General features: G+C 71.4%; 22 protein-coding genes. 8 read left to right on the top strand and 14 right to left on the bottom strand.

Annotation, left to right across the window (positions count from 1 at the left end; genetic code table 11):
* The first annotated feature begins 6 nt into the window (after positions 1–6).
* Positions 7–300 carry a hypothetical protein gene (locus tag EUA94_RS21625; RefSeq protein ID WP_129428986.1) on the top strand — a complete coding sequence of 98 codons (294 nt, stop codon included), beginning with the start codon at positions 7–9 and terminating at the stop codon, positions 298–300.
* Positions 301–617: 317 nt separating this feature from the next.
* Here EUA94_RS21625 and EUA94_RS21615 read toward each other — a convergent pair whose 3' ends face one another.
* From EUA94_RS21615 to EUA94_RS21595, 5 genes are all read right to left on the bottom strand, one after another.
* Positions 618–1,370, bottom strand: coding sequence for a GAF and ANTAR domain-containing protein (locus tag EUA94_RS21615; protein ID WP_129428985.1), 753 nt, complete (start codon positions 1,368–1,370; stop codon positions 618–620).
* Positions 1,367–2,125: an ANTAR domain-containing protein gene (locus EUA94_RS21610; RefSeq protein ID WP_165357099.1), complete on the bottom strand. Its 759-nt coding sequence runs from the start codon at positions 2,123–2,125 to the stop codon at positions 1,367–1,369. The genes EUA94_RS21615 and EUA94_RS21610 overlap by 4 nt, the downstream gene beginning before the upstream one ends.
* 87 nt (positions 2,126–2,212) lie before the next feature.
* Complete coding sequence (locus tag EUA94_RS21605; protein WP_165357098.1) at positions 2,213–2,605, bottom strand: hypothetical protein; 393 nt, start codon at positions 2,603–2,605, stop codon at positions 2,213–2,215.
* 97 nt (positions 2,606–2,702) lie between these two features.
* Positions 2,703–3,044 carry an STAS domain-containing protein gene (locus EUA94_RS21600; protein WP_129428983.1) on the bottom strand — a complete coding sequence of 114 codons (342 nt, stop codon included), beginning with the start codon at positions 3,042–3,044 and terminating at the stop codon, positions 2,703–2,705.
* Between the two features lie 146 nt (positions 3,045–3,190).
* Entirely contained in the window at positions 3,191–3,565 is a 375-nt protein-coding gene (locus EUA94_RS21595; protein ID WP_129428982.1) for a DUF2256 and DUF3253 domain-containing protein, read from the bottom strand.
* A 35-nt stretch (positions 3,566–3,600) separates the two neighbouring features.
* On the opposite strand from EUA94_RS21595, the gene EUA94_RS21590 reads away from it, so the two are divergent.
* Positions 3,601–4,578 carry a zinc-binding dehydrogenase gene (locus tag EUA94_RS21590; protein ID WP_129428981.1) on the top strand — a complete coding sequence of 326 codons (978 nt, stop codon included), beginning with the start codon at positions 3,601–3,603 and terminating at the stop codon, positions 4,576–4,578.
* A 14-nt stretch (positions 4,579–4,592) separates the two neighbouring features.
* Here the strand turns inward: EUA94_RS21590 and EUA94_RS21585 are convergent, their stop codons facing one another.
* Positions 4,593–5,447: a universal stress protein gene (locus EUA94_RS21585; protein ID WP_129428980.1), complete on the bottom strand. Its 855-nt coding sequence runs from the start codon at positions 5,445–5,447 to the stop codon at positions 4,593–4,595.
* A gap of 81 nt (positions 5,448–5,528) precedes the next feature.
* Positions 5,529–5,849 (bottom strand): putative quinol monooxygenase, encoded by a 321-nt coding sequence (locus EUA94_RS21580; protein ID WP_129428979.1) that lies wholly within the window; start codon positions 5,847–5,849, stop codon positions 5,529–5,531.
* A 106-nt stretch (positions 5,850–5,955) separates the two neighbouring features.
* Between EUA94_RS21580 and EUA94_RS21575 the strand changes: the two genes are divergently transcribed.
* Positions 5,956–7,092, top strand: coding sequence for a DUF3500 domain-containing protein (locus EUA94_RS21575; RefSeq protein ID WP_165357097.1), 1,137 nt, complete (start codon positions 5,956–5,958; stop codon positions 7,090–7,092).
* Between the two features lie 37 nt (positions 7,093–7,129).
* On the opposite strand, the gene EUA94_RS21570 is transcribed toward EUA94_RS21575, so the two are convergent.
* The 5 genes from EUA94_RS21570 to EUA94_RS21550 are packed head-to-tail and all read right to left on the bottom strand — an operon-like array spanning position 7,130 to position 10,901.
* Positions 7,130–7,453: a putative quinol monooxygenase gene (locus tag EUA94_RS21570; protein WP_129428978.1), complete on the bottom strand. Its 324-nt coding sequence runs from the start codon at positions 7,451–7,453 to the stop codon at positions 7,130–7,132.
* An 11-nt stretch (positions 7,454–7,464) separates the two neighbouring features.
* Positions 7,465–7,965 carry a DUF1097 domain-containing protein gene (locus tag EUA94_RS21565; protein ID WP_129428977.1) on the bottom strand — a complete coding sequence of 167 codons (501 nt, stop codon included), beginning with the start codon at positions 7,963–7,965 and terminating at the stop codon, positions 7,465–7,467.
* A gap of 13 nt (positions 7,966–7,978) precedes the next feature.
* Positions 7,979–9,025: an NAD(P)-dependent alcohol dehydrogenase gene (locus tag EUA94_RS21560; RefSeq protein ID WP_242495139.1), complete on the bottom strand. Its 1,047-nt coding sequence runs from the start codon at positions 9,023–9,025 to the stop codon at positions 7,979–7,981.
* Complete coding sequence (locus EUA94_RS21555; RefSeq protein WP_129428976.1) at positions 9,022–9,822, bottom strand: iron-sulfur cluster assembly protein; 801 nt, start codon at positions 9,820–9,822, stop codon at positions 9,022–9,024. The genes EUA94_RS21560 and EUA94_RS21555 overlap by 4 nt, the downstream gene beginning before the upstream one ends.
* Positions 9,822–10,901, bottom strand: a complete 1,080-nt coding sequence (locus tag EUA94_RS21550; protein ID WP_242495136.1) for an amidohydrolase family protein — start codon at positions 10,899–10,901, stop codon at positions 9,822–9,824. The genes EUA94_RS21555 and EUA94_RS21550 overlap by 1 nt, the downstream gene beginning before the upstream one ends.
* Positions 10,902–11,063: 162 nt before the next feature.
* Between EUA94_RS21550 and EUA94_RS21545 the strand changes: the two genes are divergently transcribed.
* The 5 genes from EUA94_RS21545 (at position 11,064) to EUA94_RS21525 (ending at position 17,345) form a co-directional block, all read left to right on the top strand.
* On the top strand, positions 11,064–12,581 hold the full coding sequence (locus EUA94_RS21545) for an AAA-type ATPase lid domain-containing protein (RefSeq protein WP_207210715.1): 1,518 nt from the start codon (positions 11,064–11,066) through the stop codon (positions 12,579–12,581).
* A gap of 97 nt (positions 12,582–12,678) precedes the next feature.
* Positions 12,679–14,757 (top strand): catalase, encoded by a 2,079-nt coding sequence (locus EUA94_RS21540; protein ID WP_207210713.1) that lies wholly within the window; start codon positions 12,679–12,681, stop codon positions 14,755–14,757.
* Positions 14,750–15,784, top strand: a complete 1,035-nt coding sequence (locus EUA94_RS21535; RefSeq protein ID WP_129428975.1) for an acyl-CoA dehydrogenase family protein — start codon at positions 14,750–14,752, stop codon at positions 15,782–15,784. The genes EUA94_RS21540 and EUA94_RS21535 overlap by 8 nt, the downstream gene beginning before the upstream one ends.
* Positions 15,778–16,335 (top strand): class I SAM-dependent DNA methyltransferase, encoded by a 558-nt coding sequence (locus EUA94_RS21530; RefSeq protein WP_207210712.1) that lies wholly within the window; start codon positions 15,778–15,780, stop codon positions 16,333–16,335. Before EUA94_RS21535 ends, EUA94_RS21530 begins: the two co-directional genes overlap by 7 nt.
* A 23-nt stretch (positions 16,336–16,358) precedes the next feature.
* The gene (locus tag EUA94_RS21525; protein ID WP_129428973.1) at positions 16,359–17,345 is read left to right on the top strand and encodes a 5'-3' exonuclease; all 987 of its coding nucleotides are present in this window, start codon (positions 16,359–16,361) and stop codon (positions 17,343–17,345) included.
* Positions 17,346–17,348: 3 nt separating this feature from the next.
* Here the strand turns inward: EUA94_RS21525 and EUA94_RS21520 are convergent, their stop codons facing one another.
* Positions 17,349–18,017: a GOLPH3/VPS74 family protein gene (locus EUA94_RS21520; RefSeq protein WP_129428972.1), complete on the bottom strand. Its 669-nt coding sequence runs from the start codon at positions 18,015–18,017 to the stop codon at positions 17,349–17,351.
* Positions 18,018–18,027: 10 nt separating this feature from the next.
* Positions 18,028–18,642 carry a DUF6198 family protein gene (locus EUA94_RS21515; protein WP_129428971.1) on the bottom strand — a complete coding sequence of 205 codons (615 nt, stop codon included), beginning with the start codon at positions 18,640–18,642 and terminating at the stop codon, positions 18,028–18,030.
* Positions 18,643–18,830 lie beyond the last annotated feature (188 nt).

Genomic DNA, 18,830 nt, shown 5'->3' with positions numbered 1-18,830 from the left:
GAACCCATGGACGACGAGCACCAGCGGAAGGCCGTGGACGCGGCCATGCTGCCGATCGTCGCCTCGCTCGGAGCTGTCGGCGTGATCGAGGCCCACTGGCTGCCGGACCGGGACGGGGACCCGGTCGTCTGGATCCGCGTGCAGAGCGAGGCCGGCCGCGTCGCCGTGCAGTCCTACCCGTGGGTGCTGCCGCAGGTGCAGGTCATGCTGAGCCGGCTCGGCCTGTCGGGCGAGAAGGTGATGGCGCTCCGGCTGGAGGTCACGTCCGTCGAGGCCGAGGACCGGCTGTTCGAGGGCTGATCGCTCACTGCATCCGCGGATCGTCCGTCGGATCGGCGTACGTCGCCGGGCACCCGGCCGTGACGGCGTCGGGGCGCAGCTCGAAGCGCCAGGGCTCGTTGTCGTACACCCGGCACAGGCCGTACGCCGCGCCGTGCCCGCCCAGCCACGCCGCGCCCGCCTCCGGCCCGACGTCGACGGCGTCCCCCGACTCGTGGACCGACGTGCCGGGTCGGGCGACCCAGCGGGCCGCCTCCTCCTCCGACCCGTACTGCGCGACCGCCTCGGGTCCGGGGCAACACCACTACGTGTGGATGCGGCGGATGCTACCCCGGCCGTCAGGGCAGGAGGGCCACGGACCGCGCGTGCTGGATCAGCGCCTCGTGTGCCAGCTCGCGACCGGCCACCGCGGCGGCGACCTCGCTCAGCTTGCGTCCGTGGTCGCGGGCGTACCGTCGCAGGACCGTGAACGCGGAGGACATGTCCAGGTCAGCGGCATGCGCGAGGACGCCCTTCGCCTGCTCGACCGCGATCCGGCTGGTGAGCGCATGCTGCAGCTGTGCGTTGATCGTCTCCCGGTCGTTCGCGGCCCGCTCGTTGACGATGGCCACGCTGGCCACGTGGACCAGCGCCTGCGCGAGGGCCAGGTCCCCGTCCTCCAGCGATCCGGTCTGCTCCCCGAAGAGACCGAGGGTGCCGAGCACGTTGCCCTTGAGTCGCATCGGCAGCGCATGGACCGATTTGAACCCGACGACACGAGCCGCTTCGCAGAACTGCGGCCACCGCGCTTGTTCGGCTTCCAGGTCGGCGACCCTGATGGGTTGCTGCTCCCGGTAGCAGTCGAGGCACGGGCCCTCGTCCCGCTGGATCTGGAAGAGCTCGAGGTGGTGCGTGCGCTCGGAGGACGACGCCATCAGGTGCAGCACGCCGCGCCCGTCGGCCAGGAGCAGGCCTGCTGAGGAGATGTCGAGCAGGCTGGCGCAGTGCGACGTCAGCTGGGAGAGCATCTCGACGACGTCGTAGTCGTCGACCAGCTCGTTGGAGAGGTCCACGAAGGACCTGATGATCTCGTGCTCCCTGGTCTCGGTCATCGCCGGCTCCTTCCGCCGTCGCCCGTGGTGCCCCGGTCGTCCCGGTCGAGCATCAGCCGGCGATCGATGATGGATCGAGCCACCTGGCTCGCGGTCTGGTCGGTGGCCATGGCATGTGCCCGTAGTCGCACGAGCGCCTCGTCGGCGTCGACGCCGAGCGCGGAGATCAGCATGCCGGTCGCCTGGTACACCTCGACTCGGTCCGCCTCTACCGGAGGATCCTCCAGGTGGTCCGTCGAGCAGACCGGGGCGTCCTCCCGATCGGCGAGGTCTCGTGCCTCGTTCATGAGGTCGAGCAGCGGCATGCTGGCGAGCTCAGCGGCCAGGAGCGCGCCGGCCAGAGCCACCCCGTCCAACGGTCCGGGTCTGGAGCGGAACAGATCCAGCGCCCCCACGCACACCGAGGTGATCATGATCGGCACCGCGAACACCCCGCGGATACCGTCCTCCAGGAGGGCACCGCGGAGGACCGGCCACCGCTGCTCCTGGGGCGCATCGAGGTCCGGAGCCAGGACGGACGTGCCCGACGTGACCGCGTCGAGGCACGGCCCCTCGCCGAACGTGAACTGGTACTCGTCCATCCGTCTGCTGCTCTCGCTGCTCGAGCCGAACGTCCCTGAGGACGCGCCGCCGAGGACCAGCGACACCGCGGCGCCGTCCACGTCGAACAGGCCGACGCAGGTCACGCACAACGCATCGGCCCGTTCGGTGCCCGGAGCGCTGCCCACCATCGCCGCGTTCAGCTCAGACCTCATGACGTCCAGCGAGAGTGCCACGGTGCACCTTCCTGTGGACTCGGAGTTCGTGTGAACGGAATCGGGTCGTCACCCCGCTCGACGACACTAGCGTGGGCCGGCCATCGCACGGTCCCGCTGCAGCTGGGCGAGGCCAGCGGTGACCTGCTCGGCGACGACCTCTGGCGCGATCTCCATCGTGCGCGCGGCGTCCCGCTGAGACTGACCGCAGAAGTACGTGAGCTCGATCGCGCGACGCTGCGTCGCGGCGAGTCGGGACAGCTCCTCGCCCGCCAGCGGTCTCCCACCGTGGGAGCCGCTCGTCCCGTTGCTGCGGACCCGGTCCACTGCCAGACGGTGCGCATGCGCGACGAGTGCCGCGAGCGGGGACGACGATGGGCTCCTCGTCCCGCAGTCCCGCCACAGCTCGACGTAGACCCGCTCGGTGACCTCTGCGGCCGCGGTCGGATCGCCCACCACGCACAGGACGATTCCGTACACGCGTGCTGCCGTGTCGTCGTACAACTGCGCGAACGCGTCGGCGTCCCACCTGCGAATGAGGTGACTCGGGGTCGGCGGGTGGCGCGGTGCCGTCGGTTCAGGCGGCATCTCCCCCATGCGCAGCGTCCTCCCTGACCGGCTCGAGGTGCCAGATCTCCAGGAGCCTGCGCGTGAACGCACTCGCCGCGTAGAGACCGAGCCGGCCTCCTGCTGCTTCTGCTCGTGACCTCGCCGTCGCGAACGCCACCAGCACCGACGAGTCCACGAAGGTCACGTTGCTCAGGTCCACCAGGACGTGGGCGCCCGGGTGCTCGCGGACCGCCTCGTTCAGGACCTCGAGGGCGTTCGCGGAGCCGAAGTCGAGCTCGCCGCTGAGCACCACCACCACCCACGTCGCGCTGGTGGGTCGGGCGAGTACCTCGCCCTGTACTGCGTTCATGAGTTCCTCCCCGGCTCGGTAGCGATCGATGCTCGCGCCACCGGGTCCGGGGTAGCTGTCACACACGAGGTGACGTCTCAGGGAAGCACAGTACGCCGACGTCGCACAACATCTTCCGGCGTCACGGATGAATGGGTCCAGACCCGCTAGGCCCGGCGGATCCGAATGGCGCCCTTGGCCGTCGACGGGTCGACGACCTTGCCGCCCTGGGTGATCACGACCTCGCCGCGGTCGACGAGCCGGCGGGCCGCTCGGCGCGCCGGCTCCATCAGGTCGCGCCACGTCTCCTCATCGTCGCCACCGACCGCGCGGGCGGCGTCCGACGGGCAGATGGTGGACGTACGAGCGCGCCGGGCCAGCAGGTCGAGGATGGTCTGCTCGAGGCGCCGGTCGACGTCGCTCACGCCGCGCTTGCGGCAGGAGGCCGAGCAGTAGCGCACCTGGTCCCAGTCGCGCTCCCACTTCTTGCGCCACTCGATGGTGCGCCCGCACGACTGGCACGTCTTCGGCTCCGGCGGCATGACTCCAGTGTGCAGGCACCTGTGACACTGGCGGCATGCGTGCACTCCTCCAGCCCCAGTTCGGCGACCCCGCCGAGGTCCTCTCCGTCCAGGAGGTCCCCGACCCCGAGCCGGGCCCCGGCCAGGTGCTGGTGCGGGTCCTGCTCTCCCCGATCCACAACCACGACCTCTGGACGGTTCGCGGGAGCTATGGCTTCAAGCCCGAGATGCCCGCCCGCGCCGGCACCGAGGCGGTCGGCGTGGTCGAGGCGCTCGGCGAGGGCGTCGAGCACCTCAGCGTCGGCCAGCGGGTCGCGTCCGGTGGCAGCTTCGGCGCCTGGGCCGAGCTCATCGTGGCGCCGGCCGCCGGACTCATCCCGGTGCCGGACGCGATGCCCGACGAGGCTGCGGCACAGCTGGTCTCGATGCCGTTCAGCGCGATCGCGCTGGTCGACTTCCTCGACCTGTCGGAGGGCGACTGGATCGTGCAGAACGCCGCCAACGGTGCGGTCGGCCGCCTCGTCGCCCAGCTCGCGGCCCCGCGCGGCATCAACGTCCTCGGGCTGGTCCGCCGGGCCGACGGCGTGGAGGAGATGCGCGAGCAGGGCATCGAGCGGATCGTCGCGACCGACGACGACGGGTGGCGCGACCGGGTCCGCGAGATCGTCGGGGACGCCCCGATCGTGGCGGGCGTCGACTCCGTCGGCGGATCCGCTGCCGGCGACGTGGTCTCGCTCCTGGCCGAGGACGGCGTGCTGGTGGTCTTCGGTGCGATGGCCTCGCCCACGCTGGAGATCTCCTCGGGTGACGTGATCTTCAAGCAGGTCGTCGTGAAGGGCTTCTGGGGCAGCAAGGTGTTCCCCGCCATGGACCGTGAGAAGCGGGCCGCGCTGATGGGCGAGCTGGTCAGCGGCATCGCCTCGGGCGCGCTGACCCTGCCGGTCGAGCAGGTCTACGGGCTCGACGAGATCGCCGACGCGGCCCGCGCGAGCGCCGAGCCGGGACGTCGCGGGAAGATCCTCCTGCGCCCCTGACAGCTCTGCGAGGGTCAGCGCACGACCATGACGGGGCAGGTCGCCCGGTGCAGCACGTCCTGGCTGACCGACCCGAGCAGCAGGCCGCTGAAGTAGCCGAGTCCCCGCGATCCCACGACCACCAGCGACGCGCTGGCGGACGCGTCCGCCAGGCAGCGACCGGGCTCGACCGCGACCACCTCCTGCTCCACGCGTACGTCGGGGTGGTCCTCGCGCATGCCGGCGACGCCCTCGGCGAGGAGCCGCTCACGGTCCGCGGTGTCGACGCTGCGGGGAGCGGCTGCCCACACGTCCGTGGACGGCGCGTGCACGCGGAAGCCGTGGATCGCGACGACCGTCTCGCCGGTGGTCTCGGCGCGGCGGCAGGCGTACTCCAGCGCGGCGGAGCTCGAGCGCGATCCGTCGATGCCGACGATGATCCGCCGGGCGTCGGGGTCGCGCGGCTCGCGGACGACCACGACGGGGCACGCCGCGTGCCGGGCCAGGTGCTGGCTCACCGAGCCGAGGAATGCCTCCCCGACAGCTCCGTGGCCCCGGCTGCCGAAGACGAGCACCGACGCAGACGCCGACGCCTGCACGAGCTCCGCCACCACTCCACCGGTCCGCTGCTCGGTGGTCACCTCGGTCACGCCCTCGTCGGCGAGGGCCTTCTCGGCCTCCTCGAGCAGCGCGGAGGAGTCGAGGACGTAGCCCTCGGTCACGATGCCCATCCCGCCGACACCTCCCCACGTGGGAGGCACGAGCTCGTTGACGGCCAGCACGTGCACCGGCACGCCGGTGCGGAGGGACTCGTGGGCGGTCCAGGTCAGGGCGCGTCGGGCGTCGACGGAGCCGTCGTACGCCAGCAGGAGGGGCAGTGTCGTGGTCATGCCCCCAGCGTGGCGATCCCCGTCGTCGGAGGGCAGAGGCGTTGGTCCCGAGGCCCGGGGACCTGGGTCCCGGGGCCTGGCTCAGGCGATGCGCTTGAGCCGGGTGATCGTCAGGCCGTTGTCGTCGAGGAAGCCACCCATCCGCTCCGCGAAGTCGACGAGGTGCGGTGTCGCGAGGTGCGCGTCGAGGTGGGCGCCGGACTCCCAGTTCTCGTAGAAGAAGAACGTGCCCGGGTCGTCCTCGGCCTGGTGGAGGTCATAGGTGACGTAGCCGGCCTCCTGGCTGGTCGGCTCGATCAGCGCCTCCAGCGCGGCTCGGAGCTCGTCCTCCTTGCCCGGGGCGGCCTTCATGTAGGCGATCACGGTCAACAGGTCTCGGTTGTCATCGGTGGGAGTCGTCATGCGGAGAACGGTAGGCAGGTGACCGACCCCCTCACCAGAGGTCGACTGTCTCGAAATGAGCCATTCGAGGGGGGCGACCGAGCCAGCTCCGGGGCAGGATGCCGCCATGAGCGCGCGGCGTCGGGTGGCGGAGCAGATGGCGGAGGCCGCCTCGGCCTGGTGGGGGTCCTTGGGCGAGGAGGAGCGGCGCGTGGCGCGCGGGACCACACCCGGGGCGGACGCCGGGGACGACGAGCGCCGCCGCTGGTTCTACACGCCCACCGACTACGGCGGCCTCACCCTGCACCAGCAGCGGCCCGCCCAGCAGCGCGCGGCGATGCGGCTGGTCGCGAGCGGGCTGTCCCCCGCCGGGTTCGTCACCGTGGCGACCACGATGGGACTCGAGAACGTCCTCGACCACGCGGAGGGCTTCGTGACGATGTTCGACCGCGAGCGCGGTCGCGACCCGGGCCTCTACTACCTGCGCGTCTTCGGCGAACCCGGCGGGGATGCGCCGTGGGGCTGGAGATTCGGCGGGCACCACGTGTCGCTGAACAACCTCGTCGTCGGCGGCGAGCTGGTCTCGACCACGCCCTGCTTCATGGGCGCCGACCCGGCGGTGTCGCCGCTCCTGGGTGGAGCCGTGAACCGTCCCCTGGGCCGCGTCGAGGACCTCGCCCGCGAGCTCGTCCGGTCGCTCTCCCCCGATCTCGCGGAGCGCGCGCTCCTCCACCCCGTGGCGCCGTCCGACCTCGTCACCGCCAACCGCTCCGTCGTGTCCGAGGGTGACCGCGTCATCCCGCTCACGGGCATCTGGCGCGACCCGCGCTTCCCCGACGACGTCGAGCAGTCCAAGCTGCAGAAGCTCAGCGACGCGATCGACGATGCGACGGCCTACGGCGAGGTCGACCACCGGGCGGTGGCGTGGTCGACGACTCCTCGGGGTGTCGCGGGCAGCGAGCTCGACGGCGGCCAGCGCGACCTGCTCCACGCACTGCTGTCCACCTACCTCGACCGGGTGCCCGAGGGCGTGTCACCGATGCCGTCGTACGACTCCGAGGCGCTCGACGCCGTCCACCTCGCGTGGGCGGGACAGACCGAGCCTGGCGCTCCGCACTACTACCGCGTCCAGGGCCCGCGCCTGCTGCTCGAGTGGGACAACACCCAGCGCGGCGCCAACCACGCGCACTCGGTGTGGCGCGACCCCGGGGCCGACTTCGGACTTGACGTCCTGGCACGGCACCGGGCGGAGCACCACGCCTGAGCATGGCGGCTCCGCCCGGGGCGGTCGGCGTCGTACGTCAGTCGACGGCGAGCTCGCCGAGTTCGTTCCAGTCGTCCTGGTCGACCGCCTGGCTGACGATCTTCGGGGTCGCGGCCAGGTAGGGCGGCAGCTCGGCCTGGGCGGCCTTGAAGTGGTCGGACGAGACGTGGGCACCGCCCGCGTCCCCGTCGCGGAACGCCTCGACTAGGACGTACTCGTGCGGGTCGTCGAGGCTGCGCGACCAGTCGAACCACAGGCAGCCGTCCTCGGCGCGCGTCGCCTCGGTGAAGGACCGGGAGATCTCGGGCCAGTCGTCGGCGTGCTCGGGCAAGATCTGGAACTTGGCGGTGATGAAGATCAACTCGGGTCTCCTCAGGTGGCCGGGGTGGCGTCGGGTGCGTGGGCGGGCGTACGGCCGTCGACGGACGACTGGATCAGCGCGCCGAGCCTCTCCGAGACGATACCGAGCAGGGCCCCGGCCACCACGGCGATGAGGACGCCGCTGAGGTCGAAGCCGGTCCCGAAGAAGACCGCCGTCCCGGCGAACCCACCGGGAATGAACGACAGCAGGGGCAGCGCCGCCTCGACGCACAGGATGAACCCGACGACGGTTACCATCAGGGCGAGCGCCAGCGTGGACGCGCTGATGTTCTCGATGCCCTGGCTGATCACCCAGCCCCAGAAGATGCCCGCCACGTTGGCGGCGAGGCCCTTGGCGAGGCCGGTGGTGCCGCCGCCGGCGGCGAAGAAGCAGGCCCAGGCGACGAACGCGACCCAGGTGATGAGGGTCAGCTCGACGCTGGCGTAGGTCCAGATGCCGGCGAGCACGCCGACCGAGATGCCGATGCCGAGCAAGGGCTTGACTGCGTTCATGGGTGGCGCTCCTTTAAGGGGTGAGGATCGCTCGGCCGCGTACGCGGCCGGCGTCGAGGTCCGAGATCGCGGTCTGGAAGTCGTCCAGCGCGTACTTCTGCGTGTGCAGGGTCACCGCGCCGCGAGCCGCGAGCGCCATCAGGTCGCAGAGGTCGTTGTAGGAGCCGACCAGGTTCCCGATGATGTTCTTCTCGGCCGAGATCAGGTCGATGGTCGGAACGTCGACGTTCTCGCCGTACCCGACGACGTGGTAGTCGCCGGCCTGCCGGGTCATCGCGAGGCCCTCGGCCGTCGAGCCGCCCTCGCCGACGAAGTCGATGACGACCTCCGCGCCGAGGCCGTGGGTGATCTCGAGGACCTCCTCGACCTGCTTGCCCTCCGCGACCACGCCGTGGTCGGCGCCGATCGAGAGCGCGAGCTTGAGCGCCTCGGGGTTGCGGTCGACGACGACGAGCTGCGCCGGCGACAGCGCCTTCATCACCTGGATGCCGATGTGGCCCAGGCCGCCGGCGCCGATCACGACGCAGGTGTCGCGCGGGGTCAGTCGTCGGGCCGCCTTGGCCGCAGCGTGGTACGCCGTCAGCCCGGCGTCGGCCAGCGCCGCCACGTCGGCCGGCTCCAGCGAGTCGTCGATCGGCACGACACTGCGGGCAGACGTCTTGAGGTACTCGGCGTACCCGCCTGCGGTGTTGATGCCCGGGAACTGGCTGGTCTCGCAGTGGACGTCGTCGCCGGTGCGGCATGCGCGGCACAGGCCACAGGTGATGAGCGGGTGCACGATCACCTTGTCGCCCTCGCGGACGTTGGTGACCGCGGAGCCGACAGCGTGCACCCAGCCGGCGTTCTCGTGGCCGATCGTGTACGGCAGTGTGACGCCGGACTTCTCCTCCCATTGCCCCTCGAGGATGTGGAGGTCGGTGCGGCAGACGCCGGCACCGCCGATCCGGACGATGACGTCGAAGGGTCCGGTGGCCTCCGGGACGTCGACCTCGTGCATCTGGAGGTCCTGGTGGTAGCCGACGACCTGGACGGCTCGCATCTTCTGCTGGGAGGTGCTCATCTGGGGTGCTCCTTGAGGTCGGAGAGGGGGATGAACGTCGGGTCGGACGGCTCCTCGCCGTCGACGCGACGGGTCTGGTCGTCGCCGGAGCCCGGATAGCGCGTACGCAGGAGGCCCCGGCAGAAGTGGGCGTTGCCGTCGATCGAGATGCGCGTGGACCTGGCCCGCCGGAGCGCCATCGGCACCTGGTCGGGCTCGTGGCCGACGCCGTGCTCGTCGACCATCACCCGCGCCGAGGCGTGGCAGCCCAGCCCGAGGGTCGTGCGCCGTCGCAGCAGCGAGGCCTTCTCCGGGCCGTCGGGCAGGTCGGCCAGCATCACGTCCCCGAGCGCCGACTCGGCAAGAGCCTCGTCAGCGCGCAGCAGGGCGGTGAGGCAGCGTTCCATCGCCGCGGTGTGCGCCTTGACCTGGAAGGTGCGTCGCAGCTCGTCGAGGCCCTTCTCGGCCTCGTGGCGGAAGGTGCCCTTGTAGCCCGCGTCGGTGGCCAGGCCGTGGTTGATGATCGCCGAGTCGTGGTGGTCGTCCAGCTCCACCACGACCCGCCCGACCCCCGGGAGCGCACAGAGCGCGTCCTGGGAGTCCGACGCCATCAGGTAGGCGAAGTTGGGCGAGCAGAACGACGTGGGCAGGCGCAGGTGCACCTCGAGGTCCTGGCCGACGATGTCGACAGACCGGACGAAGCCCAGGTCGGTGATCGGCTCGTCGAGCTCGGGGTCGAACACGACGTCCAGCGCCCGGCGTACGGCGTCCTGGGTCACCTCCCCGGTCGACGACCGCGCCGCGATGAGGGTGGCCATCACACGCTGGCCAGGTCGGCGGCCTCGGGCTGGCGGGGACCGGTCTCGGTCTCGTCGGCCTCGGGCAGACGGAGCTCGGCCGGCACCTCGATGTCGTACATCTTGGCGGCGTTGAGGCCGAGGACCTTCTTCTTCTGGGCTGTGGTGAGCGGTGCGTACTCGGTCATGTCCTCGGGGATCTGGAAGTCGACGAACTGCTCGATCAGCCACCTCGGCGTCCACAGCGCGTAGTCGGACGAGAACTGGATGCGGTCCTCGCCGATCCAGTAGAGGAGCTCGCCCATGATCTGGGCGAAGTAGCGCGGCCGGGTGTGGATGAACGGCATCGCCACGGCGAGGCCACCGTGCACGTTGGGCTCCTGGGTGGCGATCCAGCAGAAGTCCTCGAGCCTGGGCAACCCGACGTGCTCGACGATGAAGTTGAGGTCGGTGAAATCGGTGGCGACGTGGTCGACATCGGCCACGTCGAAGGCGTCGCGGTCGAGCGGGCGGATCGTGGGGCCCTTGTGGATGTGGATGTTCCTGATGCCGAGCTCGCGACACAGCTCGAAGTAGCGGTACGCCATCGGGTCGTCGAGCTTCCAGCCGCGCGAGTCGCCGTGCCACTCGGCGGTGTAGAGCTTGACTCCCTTGAGCCCGAACCGCTCCGCGTCGGCGCGCAGCTGGTCGAGGCCCGCCTCGCCGTTGCGCGGGTCGAAGTTGTGGTTGTACGTCAGCTTGTCCGGGTGCTGCGCCGCGAGCGCGGAGGCCTCGTCGGTCTGGCCGAACCCGCGGTGGTAGAACTCGCCGAGGTGGGCCGGCTGGAAGATCGCGTGGTCGACGTACCCGTCGGTGAAGAGGTCCTTCATCAGCCGCTCGCCGCCCTGGTAGAGGTACTCCTCCTTGGGCCAGACCTCCGACTCCGGGGAGAGGTTGGCGTGGTAGTCGTAGAAGCAGTCGATGAACTGCTGGCCCTGGACGTTCCTGATGTTCTCGGGCCGCGCATCCCACAGGGCGATGTGGGCGTCGACGATGAAGTAGGACTCGCCGTCCTTGGTGTACATGGGTCCTCCGGTGGTGTGGCGGGTGACGCTGGTCACGTCGGTGCGATGCAACGGGACGCTAGGTCCGCTCGCACCCCTCCTGACCTGCGACAACGTCTCAATGTGAGATCGGAGGCCGTCTCAATTTGAGACGCGGACCAACGTTCCACCAACGGCGCCGGTTGTAACGTCGGTCACACCGAGAAGGGGGTGGTCGCCGTGGACGACTTCTCCGAACGAGCCCGCCGACACCGCGAGATGCAGCAGTCGCTGGGCAGCGCCCGGACCGACCTGGCCGACCCTCGCCTGTCCGACCGCCTGGTCGCGTCGTGGCAGCGCAGCGAGGACTACGGCGTCTCGCTGGAGTCCATCGAGCCCACCTTCGCCGGCACCTTCGATGACGAGTCGCTGTTCTTCGAGTGCGGCCGCGAGGTGCTGGCCGGACTGCACCAGACCCTCATCAACGAACCGGTCTCCCTCATGCTCACCGATGCCGAGGGACTGGTCCTCAACCGGATGAGCGGCGACACCTCACTCCTGCGGGCGCTCGACGCGGTCCACCTCGCACCCGGCTTCGCGTACGCGGAGCGCACGGTCGGCACCAACGGGCTCGGCCTGGCGATCGCCGACCGCGCGCCCACCGTCGTACGCGCCGAGGAGCACTACGCGCTCAGCCTGTGCACCTACACGTGCGCGGCCGTCCCGGTGCTCGACCCGCAGAACGGCAACCTCGAGGGGTGCGTCAACCTCACGACCTGGTCCACACAGTCGAGCGACCTGCTCCTCGCGCTGGCGCAGTCGGCGGCCAGCAACACCTCGGCGCTGATGCTGGCCCGGTCCCGGGGCCAGCGACCGCGGGCGGCGCAGCGCGGCGAGGTGTTCCGCGTCGAGACGCCACGGCTGGAGCCGGGGTCGGGCACGCTCACCGCGCTCGGGCCGTCGTGGGCGGACTCCCTGGCCCAGGCCGAGGGCGCCATGCGCGAGGGCCGCATCGTCGCCGCCGTCGGCGAGGAGGGAGCGGGCCGCGCCACTCTCCTCGCGCAGGCGATGCGCCGGCAGTACCCGCGCGAGCGGATCCTGTCCGCCGCGCCGCCCGCTCCGCAGGACTGCGAGGCGTGGCTCGGTCTCTGGACGCCCGAGCTCGGCAAGCCCGACACCGGGATCCTCGTGCGCGACGTCGACACGTTGCCCGCCTGGGTCGCCGAGCACGTGCGCGACCTGGTGGTCCGGGCGCGCATCGGCTCAGGCGAGGGCGGCCACGTCCCGTTCTGCCTCACCGCCAGCCGGTTCGACGCGATCCCCCAGGCCCTCACCCCTCTCGTCGACACCGTCGTCGCGGTCGCACCGCTGCGCGAGCGGAGCGAGGACGTCGTGGCCCTCGCCCACCTCGCCGCCCGCCGCGCACGGGGACGCGACGTCACCTTCACGCCCGCGGCCGAGACGGCGCTGCGCGCGTGCGGGTGGCCGGGCAACGTCCGCCAGCTCCGCGAGGTCGTCGCCCAGGCGGCCCGCCGCACCGACACCATCGACGTACGCCACCTGCCCGCGGACGTGCTCTCGGGGACCTCCCGCCGGCTCACGCGCATCGAGACCTTCGAGCGCGACGAGCTCGTCCGCGTCCTCACCCGCCCGGGCATCTCGATGAAGGACGCGGGCGACGAGCTCGGGATGAGCCGGGCCACGGTCTACCGCAAGATCGCGCAGTACGACATCCACGTCCCGCGCGCCGGCTCCTGAGCTGACTCACCGCCCTTCGGAGGTGACCGCCGGCAGGCGCCCCACCTAGCGTCGAGGTTCGGGCGCGTCCCTGCGCCCCACCACTCCTGGGGGTCCCATGGCGACGAAGCGACCGAGCACCACGACACCGGACGAGCGGGGCGAGGGCGACGAGCTCCACCAGGGCGTGAAGCGGGGCGAGCGGATGACGACCGCCACCGGCACCCCGCTCGGCGATGGGCAGAACTCGCTCAAGGTCGGCGACCGCGGTCCGACGCTGCTCGAGGACTTCGCACTCCGCGACAAGATCTTCCACTTCGACCACGAGCGGATCCCGGAGCGGGTCGTGCACGCCCGCGGCTACAGCGCCCACGCGACGCTCGAGTGCCTCGACGCGATCCCCGACCTGACCCGCGCGGCGCCGTTCCAGGCGAAGGGCAAGAAGACCGAGGCGTTCGTCCGCTTCTCGACCGTCGCCGGCAACCTCGGCTCCCCCGACCTCGCCCGCGACGTACGCGGGTTCGCGGTGAAGATGTACACCGAGGAGGGCAACTGGGACCTCGTCGGCAACAATATCCCAGTGTTCTTCATCCAGGACGCGATGAAGTTCCCCGACCTCGTCCACGCGGTCAAGGAGGAGCAGGACCGCGGCTGGCCGCAGGCGGCCTCGGCCCACGACACGTTCTGGGACTTCGTGTCCCTCATGCCGGAGTCGACGCACATGCTGCTGTGGGCGATGAGCGACCGCGCGATCCCGCGCTCGTTCCGCTTCATGGAGGGCTTCGGCGTCCACACCTACCGGTTCGTGAACGCCGACGGCGACGCCACGTTCGTGAAGTTCCACTGGAAGCCGCGCCAGGGCATGCAGTCGGTGGTCTGGAACGAGGCGCTCAAGATCAACGGCGCCGACCCCGACTTCCACCGCCGCGACCTCTACGCCGCGATCGAGAGCGGTGACCTCCCCCAGTGGGACCTCGGCGTGCAGGTCTTCGACGACGCCTTCGCCGACGAGTTCGACTTCGACGTGCTCGACGCCACCAAGCTGATCCCCGAGGAGGTGCTGCCGGTGCGGATCATCGCGCGGCTCACCCTCGACCGGGTCGTCGACAACATGTTCGCGGAGAACGAGCAGGTCGCGTTCGGCACCCACAACGTCATCCCGGGGATCGACTTCAGCAACGACCCGCTGCTGCAGGGGCGCAACTTCTCCTACCTCGACACCCAGCTCAAGCGGCTCGGCAGCACCAACTTCACCCAGCTGCCCGTCAACGCCCCCCGCTGCCCGGTCATGCACTTCCAGCGCGACGGCCACATGCAGACCGACCCGCAGCTCGGCCGCGGCAACTACGAGCCCAACTCGCTCACCGGTGACGACCGCGGTCCACGCGCCGACGTGGTCCAGGGCTACCAGAGCGTGATGCGCGAGGAGCAGGGCCCGACCCGGCGGTTGCGCGCAGAGTCGTTCGCGGACCACTACAGCCAGGCCCGGCAGTTCTTCCTCAGCCAGACCGAGGTCGAGCAGGGCCACATCGTCGATGCGTTCTCCTTCGAGCTCGCCAAGGTCGAGGACCCCAAGATCCGCACCCGGATGCTGGGCAACCTCCGCAACGTCCACGAGGACCTCGCGCAGGGCGTGGCCGACAAGCTCGCGATGCCGCTGCCCGAGGCCGCCGAGGCAGCGGTGCCGACGCGTACGGACCTGCCCGAGTCGCCGGCGCTCAGCATCCTGCTCAACGGCCCCGACTCCTTCGCCGGCCGCAAGCTCGGCGTGCTGGTGACCAACGGCAGCGACAAGGCCGTCGTCCGCGCGCTCGCCTCGGCGTTCGAGGACGCCGGCGCCGTCGTGGAGTACGTGGCTCCGGCGATCGGCCCGGTCAAGCTCAAGGGCGGCGGCACGATCACGCCCGACCACGCGATCGACGGTGGACCGTCCGTGCTGTTCGACGCTGTGGCGCTGCTGCCGTCGGCCGACGGCGCGACCGGCCTCGCCGGGCGAGCGAGCGCACAGGACTTCGTCAGCGACGCGTACGCCCACCACAAGTTCGTCGGGACGGGCGCCGACGCCGGCGCCCTGCTGGCGGCAGCGGGCGTCGAGCCGGACGACGGCTTCCTCGACCTCGCCTCCGCCGACGACGCGGCCGTCTTCCTCACCCACTGCGCATCCCTGCGGCACTGGGACCGCGACGTACGTGCCTGAGCTCGCGCCAGTCCTCCTCGGGGCCGCCACGCGCGACGAGCGTGGCGCCCTGGCGGACCTGGTCGAGCAGGCGCGGGGTGCGGCGGGCGACGTGCCCGCGGCGCTCGCCCTGGCCGGCGCGGTGGGCGTGCGCCTGCCGGTGCCCGGCGCTGGTCGCACACTCCATGTGTGGTCGGCACTCGCGAGCGTGGCCGCTGTCGACCTGACCGTCGCGCGGACCCTCGAGCCCCACCTCGACGCCCTCGCGATCCTCGGGCAGGCCGACCTGCCGGCCGAGCCGGGCACCTGGGGCGTCTTTGCCGCCGAGGGGCCGGGCGAGCCGTTGCGCGCCACGGCCAGTGGGTCGGCGTACGTCCTCGACGGGCGCAAGCACTGGTGCTCGCTCGGCGGCGTGCTGGACCGCGCGCTGGTCAGCGCGTGGATCGGCGACAAGCGACAGCTCTTCGCGGTCGACCTCCGGCACCCGGGCGTCGCCGCGGTGACCGGCACGTGGGTGGCGCGCGGGCTCACCGCGGTCGACTCCGGTCCGGTGGACTTCGCGGCCGTCCCGGCGACCGCCGTCGGCGAGCCGGGGTGGTACCTCGAGCGGCCGGGCTTCGCCTGGGGCGGCATCGGGGTCGCCGCGGTGTGGTTCGGCGGTGCCGTCGGCATCGCCCGCCGGCTGGTCACGTCGGCCGCGAGCCGTCCACCCGACCAGGTCGCCCTGATGCACCTCGGCGCAGTCGACGCCCAGCTGCACGCTGCCCGGTGCGTGCTGGAGGAGGCGGCGTACGCCGTCGACGCGGGCCGACTCACCGGTGCGGCCGGGTGGCGCGCCGCCCTGCGGGTGCGGGAGGTCGTCGCGCTCGCCGCCGAGGACGTGCTCCGCCGCGCCGCGCACGGGCTCGGGCCCGGACCGCTGGCCACCGACGAGGACCACGCGCGCCGCGTCGCCGACCTGGAGCTCTACCTGCGCCAGTGGCACGCCGAGCGCGACCAGGCCGCACTCGGTGAGGACCTCCTGCGCGCGGACTCGCCATCGTGGTGAAGCCCGACCCGTTCGAGCGGGTCCACGAGGACACCGACCCCTGGGACGTCGACTCCTTCTACGAGCGGCGCAAGCGCGCGGTCACCCTCGCCGCCCTGCCCGCCGAGCACTACGGCCGCGCCCTCGAGGTCGGCTGCTCGGTCGGCGCGCTCGCCGTCGACCTGGCCGGCCGGTGCGACCACCTCCTCGCGATCGACGCCAGCCAGAACGCGGTCGACCTCGCCACGCGCCGGACCGCCGGCCTCGACCACGTCGACGTACGCCGCGCGCGCATCCCCGACGAGTGGCCCGAGGGCCGGTTCGACCTGGTGTCGATCTCCGAGGTCGGCTACTTCCTCACCGCGGCCGAGCTCGCCGACGTCATCGCGCGATCCCGCGAGGCCCTCACCGACGTCGGGCACCTGCTGCTGTGCCACTGGCGGCACGAGATCGTCGGCTGGCCGCTCGACGGTCCGGACGTGCACGAGGCGTTGCTCGCCACCGGTGCGCGGGTGCTGGTCGAGCACGAGGAGCCCGACTTCATGCTGCACGTGCTCGCGCGCTGGGCCTGACGCCTAGGCTGGCGCCGATCGCCATGACCTCTCCCCCTCGTCGCCTCCTGCTCGTCGTCGACGCGCCGTCGCTGCTGCACCGCAACCACCACGCGCGCGCCCACACCGGCCTGCGCGACCGGCAGGGCCGGCCCATCTGGGCACTGCACGGGATGCTGCGCCAGATCCTCGAGTCGATCGACACCATCGCTCCCGACGCCGTCATCTTCGGCCTCGACGACCGGACGGGCTCGGTGCGCCGCGACGCCTACCCCGACTACAAGGCGGGTCGCGCCGTGAAGGACGACGAGCTCGTCGACCAGCTCGAGCGGGCCGCGGCGCTGCTGGAGGCCCTCGGCCTGCACACGATCACGCCGCCGGGACTAGAAGCCGACGACGTCAACGCCTCGGGCGCGACCTGGGCGGAGGCCAACGGCTGGGACTGCGTGATCATCACCTCCGACCGCGACGCCTTCGCCCACATCAGCCCGCACACGCAGGTGCTGCGGCTCATCGACGGCGGCATCCACGGCTCCCCGATGCTCAACCCGGCACGCCTCTTCAACATGTACGGCGTCCGCGCGGCCAACTACCTCGCCTTCGCCGCGCTCCGCGGCGACTCCAGCGACAACCTCCCCGGGGTGCAGGGCATCGGCGAGAAGACGGCCGCGATCCTGCTCGACGTCGCCGGCTCGATGGACGCCGCGTGGGCCGACATCGACCACAACGACGGTCAGGCCCTCCTCGGCGCCTTCGACGACTGGGCGACCGAGACCGGCGGCCGCCGCATCGGCCCGACCGTCGTACGCCGCCTGCGCGAGCCGGGTGCGCGCGAGCGCTACGACTTCAACGTGCGGATGATGTCGGGCCAGGACGACCTCGACCTCGGCCTGACGCCCGACGTGCCGGGCTCGCGGGGGCTGCTGCCGCTCGACGTCGACCGGGTGACCCAGGTGGTCCGGTTCCTCGACAACGACTTCACGACCGACTTCGCCGTACGCGTGCTGACCAGCCTGCCGGCGTCACGCTGAGCGTCAGCTGCCTGAGGAACCCGCCGCGATGGCGGGGATGATCGCGGCCGTCATGATCGCCGCATTCATCGCGGCGATCGCCTTGGCGACGGCGTCTCCGGCCTTGACCTCGCTCGAGACTTCCTCGATGCGCCGCTTGAGGTCGCGGCGGCCCAGCGTCCCCTTCTCGTCCTCCAGGATCTTCGGGACGACGCCGAGCCCCTGGAGGATGGCCAGCAGCGTGGCGTCCGCCGGTCGCGGCGTACCTCCCTGCAGCACCAGCCGCAGCTGCTCGCGCGTACGCCGCTCCGGCTCGGGGTCGACGACGGGGTACTTCGCCGGCACCAGGCCGAGCGCGCGCTTCTCCTCGATGCCGACGATCCCGGCTTGCTCGAGGGCGGTCGCGACCTGCTGCTCGACGGCCAGCTTGCTGTCGGTGACCAGCGAGGACAGCTTCTTGCCGTCGCGCTGCTCGAGGCGGGCCATCGCGGCGTCGAGGGCCGGGTGGCCGACGGGACCGGGGACCAGGACCGTCACGCGTGGGTCCTTGTCGTCACTGAGCGTGATCCGCTCGGCGAGGACGAGGTCGGTGATCACTGCCGCGGCGAGGCCGTAGCCGCGTTGCGCCATCGCGCTCGCGGGCTTCCCGTCGTCGCGCCGCATGAGGAGGAAGAGCTCTTCGACGATCAACATGCGACTCAGGCTAGGCCTGACGGTCGGCCTGCGGATCCGCCTGCTGGTGGAGATCCACGCGCAGGATCCGGGCCGTCAGGTCCACCGCGGGACCGAGGAGGAAGATCACGGCGAGCGTGCCGACACCGACGGTGGCGCCGAGCAGCCAGCCGCCGAGCGCTCCCCCGCCCTGCACCACGCTGTAGCTCCACTTGAAGGCCACGGGCGGGTCCCACGCGAGCGCCGCGGCCTCCGCCGGACCGGCACCGGTGTGGCTGCCGAGGTAGAGCGCGATCCCGACCGCCAGCACCGGGAACGCCGCCACCAGCAGGACGCCGCGCCAGACCAGGTCGTCCGGCGTCGACATCATCCCGAGGGCCACGTCGACCACGACGCCGACCAGCACCACCTGCACGACGGTCCCGACGCCGGGGATCACCTTGCGCAGCATCGCCAGCGCGACCAGCACCGCACCGACCAGCAGGTTCATGATCCAGAAGTCCACACCGGTCGTGAGGGTGAGCCCGTTGACGAACGTCGAGTAGCCGTCCGAGCCGAGGTCCGCCGCGAGCAGCATCGCCACCCCCGTGCCCAACACCGTGCAACCGATCAGGAGCATCGCCGTACGGCGGGGGCTGGGGATCACGGCGCCAGCATCTCAGGTCGCTTGTTGTCGCTCGCTGTTCGAGTAGCCCGCGAGGAACGAGGGGGCGTATCGAGGCCCTTCCCGCGGTTCGCGCTGTGGTGCCACACTCGACGCATGAGTTGCCCTGTGTCTACCCCTGACCGTTCAGGCCGCTTTCTCGGTGGTGTTGTTGAGGACGTTTTGGAGCG

It is taken from the genome of Nocardioides zhouii, from assembly GCF_004137345.1.
Lineage (GTDB): Bacteria > Actinomycetota > Actinomycetes > Propionibacteriales > Nocardioidaceae > Nocardioides > Nocardioides zhouii.
The sequence above is the reverse complement of the archived record's forward strand: the minus strand, read 5'-3'. Positions and strand labels throughout refer to the sequence as shown.

Bases quoted from the DNA above. Each gene is read 5' to 3' on its own strand.
- EUA94_RS21590 (WP_129428981.1), top strand. From the start codon at position 3,601: ATGCGTGCACTCCTCCAGCCCCAGTTCGGCGACCCCGCCGAGGTCCTC.
- EUA94_RS21520 (WP_129428972.1), bottom strand. From the start codon at position 18,017: ATGTTGATCGTCGAAGAGCTCTTCCTCCTCATGCGGCGCGACGACGGG.
- EUA94_RS21595 (WP_129428982.1), bottom strand. From the start codon at position 3,565: ATGCCGCCGGAGCCGAAGACGTGCCAGTCGTGCGGGCGCACCATCGAG.
- EUA94_RS21585 (WP_129428980.1), bottom strand. From the start codon at position 5,447: ATGACCACGACACTGCCCCTCCTGCTGGCGTACGACGGCTCCGTCGAC.
- EUA94_RS21525 (WP_129428973.1), top strand. From the start codon at position 16,359: ATGACCTCTCCCCCTCGTCGCCTCCTGCTCGTCGTCGACGCGCCGTCG.
- EUA94_RS21560 (WP_242495139.1), bottom strand. From the start codon at position 9,025: ATGAGCACCTCCCAGCAGAAGATGCGAGCCGTCCAGGTCGTCGGCTAC.
- EUA94_RS21580 (WP_129428979.1), bottom strand. From the start codon at position 5,849: ATGACGACTCCCACCGATGACAACCGAGACCTGTTGACCGTGATCGCC.
- EUA94_RS21555 (WP_129428976.1), bottom strand. From the start codon at position 9,822: ATGGCCACCCTCATCGCGGCGCGGTCGTCGACCGGGGAGGTGACCCAG.
- EUA94_RS21540 (WP_207210713.1), top strand. From the start codon at position 12,679: ATGGCGACGAAGCGACCGAGCACCACGACACCGGACGAGCGGGGCGAG.
- EUA94_RS21615 (WP_129428985.1), bottom strand. From the start codon at position 1,370: ATGACCGAGACCAGGGAGCACGAGATCATCAGGTCCTTCGTGGACCTC.
- EUA94_RS21625 (WP_129428986.1), top strand. From the start codon at position 7: ATGGACGACGAGCACCAGCGGAAGGCCGTGGACGCGGCCATGCTGCCG.
- EUA94_RS21565 (WP_129428977.1), bottom strand. From the start codon at position 7,965: ATGAACGCAGTCAAGCCCTTGCTCGGCATCGGCATCTCGGTCGGCGTG.
- EUA94_RS21610 (WP_165357099.1), bottom strand. From the start codon at position 2,125: ATGAGGTCTGAGCTGAACGCGGCGATGGTGGGCAGCGCTCCGGGCACC.
- EUA94_RS21575 (WP_165357097.1), top strand. From the start codon at position 5,956: ATGAGCGCGCGGCGTCGGGTGGCGGAGCAGATGGCGGAGGCCGCCTCG.
- EUA94_RS21600 (WP_129428983.1), bottom strand. From the start codon at position 3,044: ATGAACGCAGTACAGGGCGAGGTACTCGCCCGACCCACCAGCGCGACG.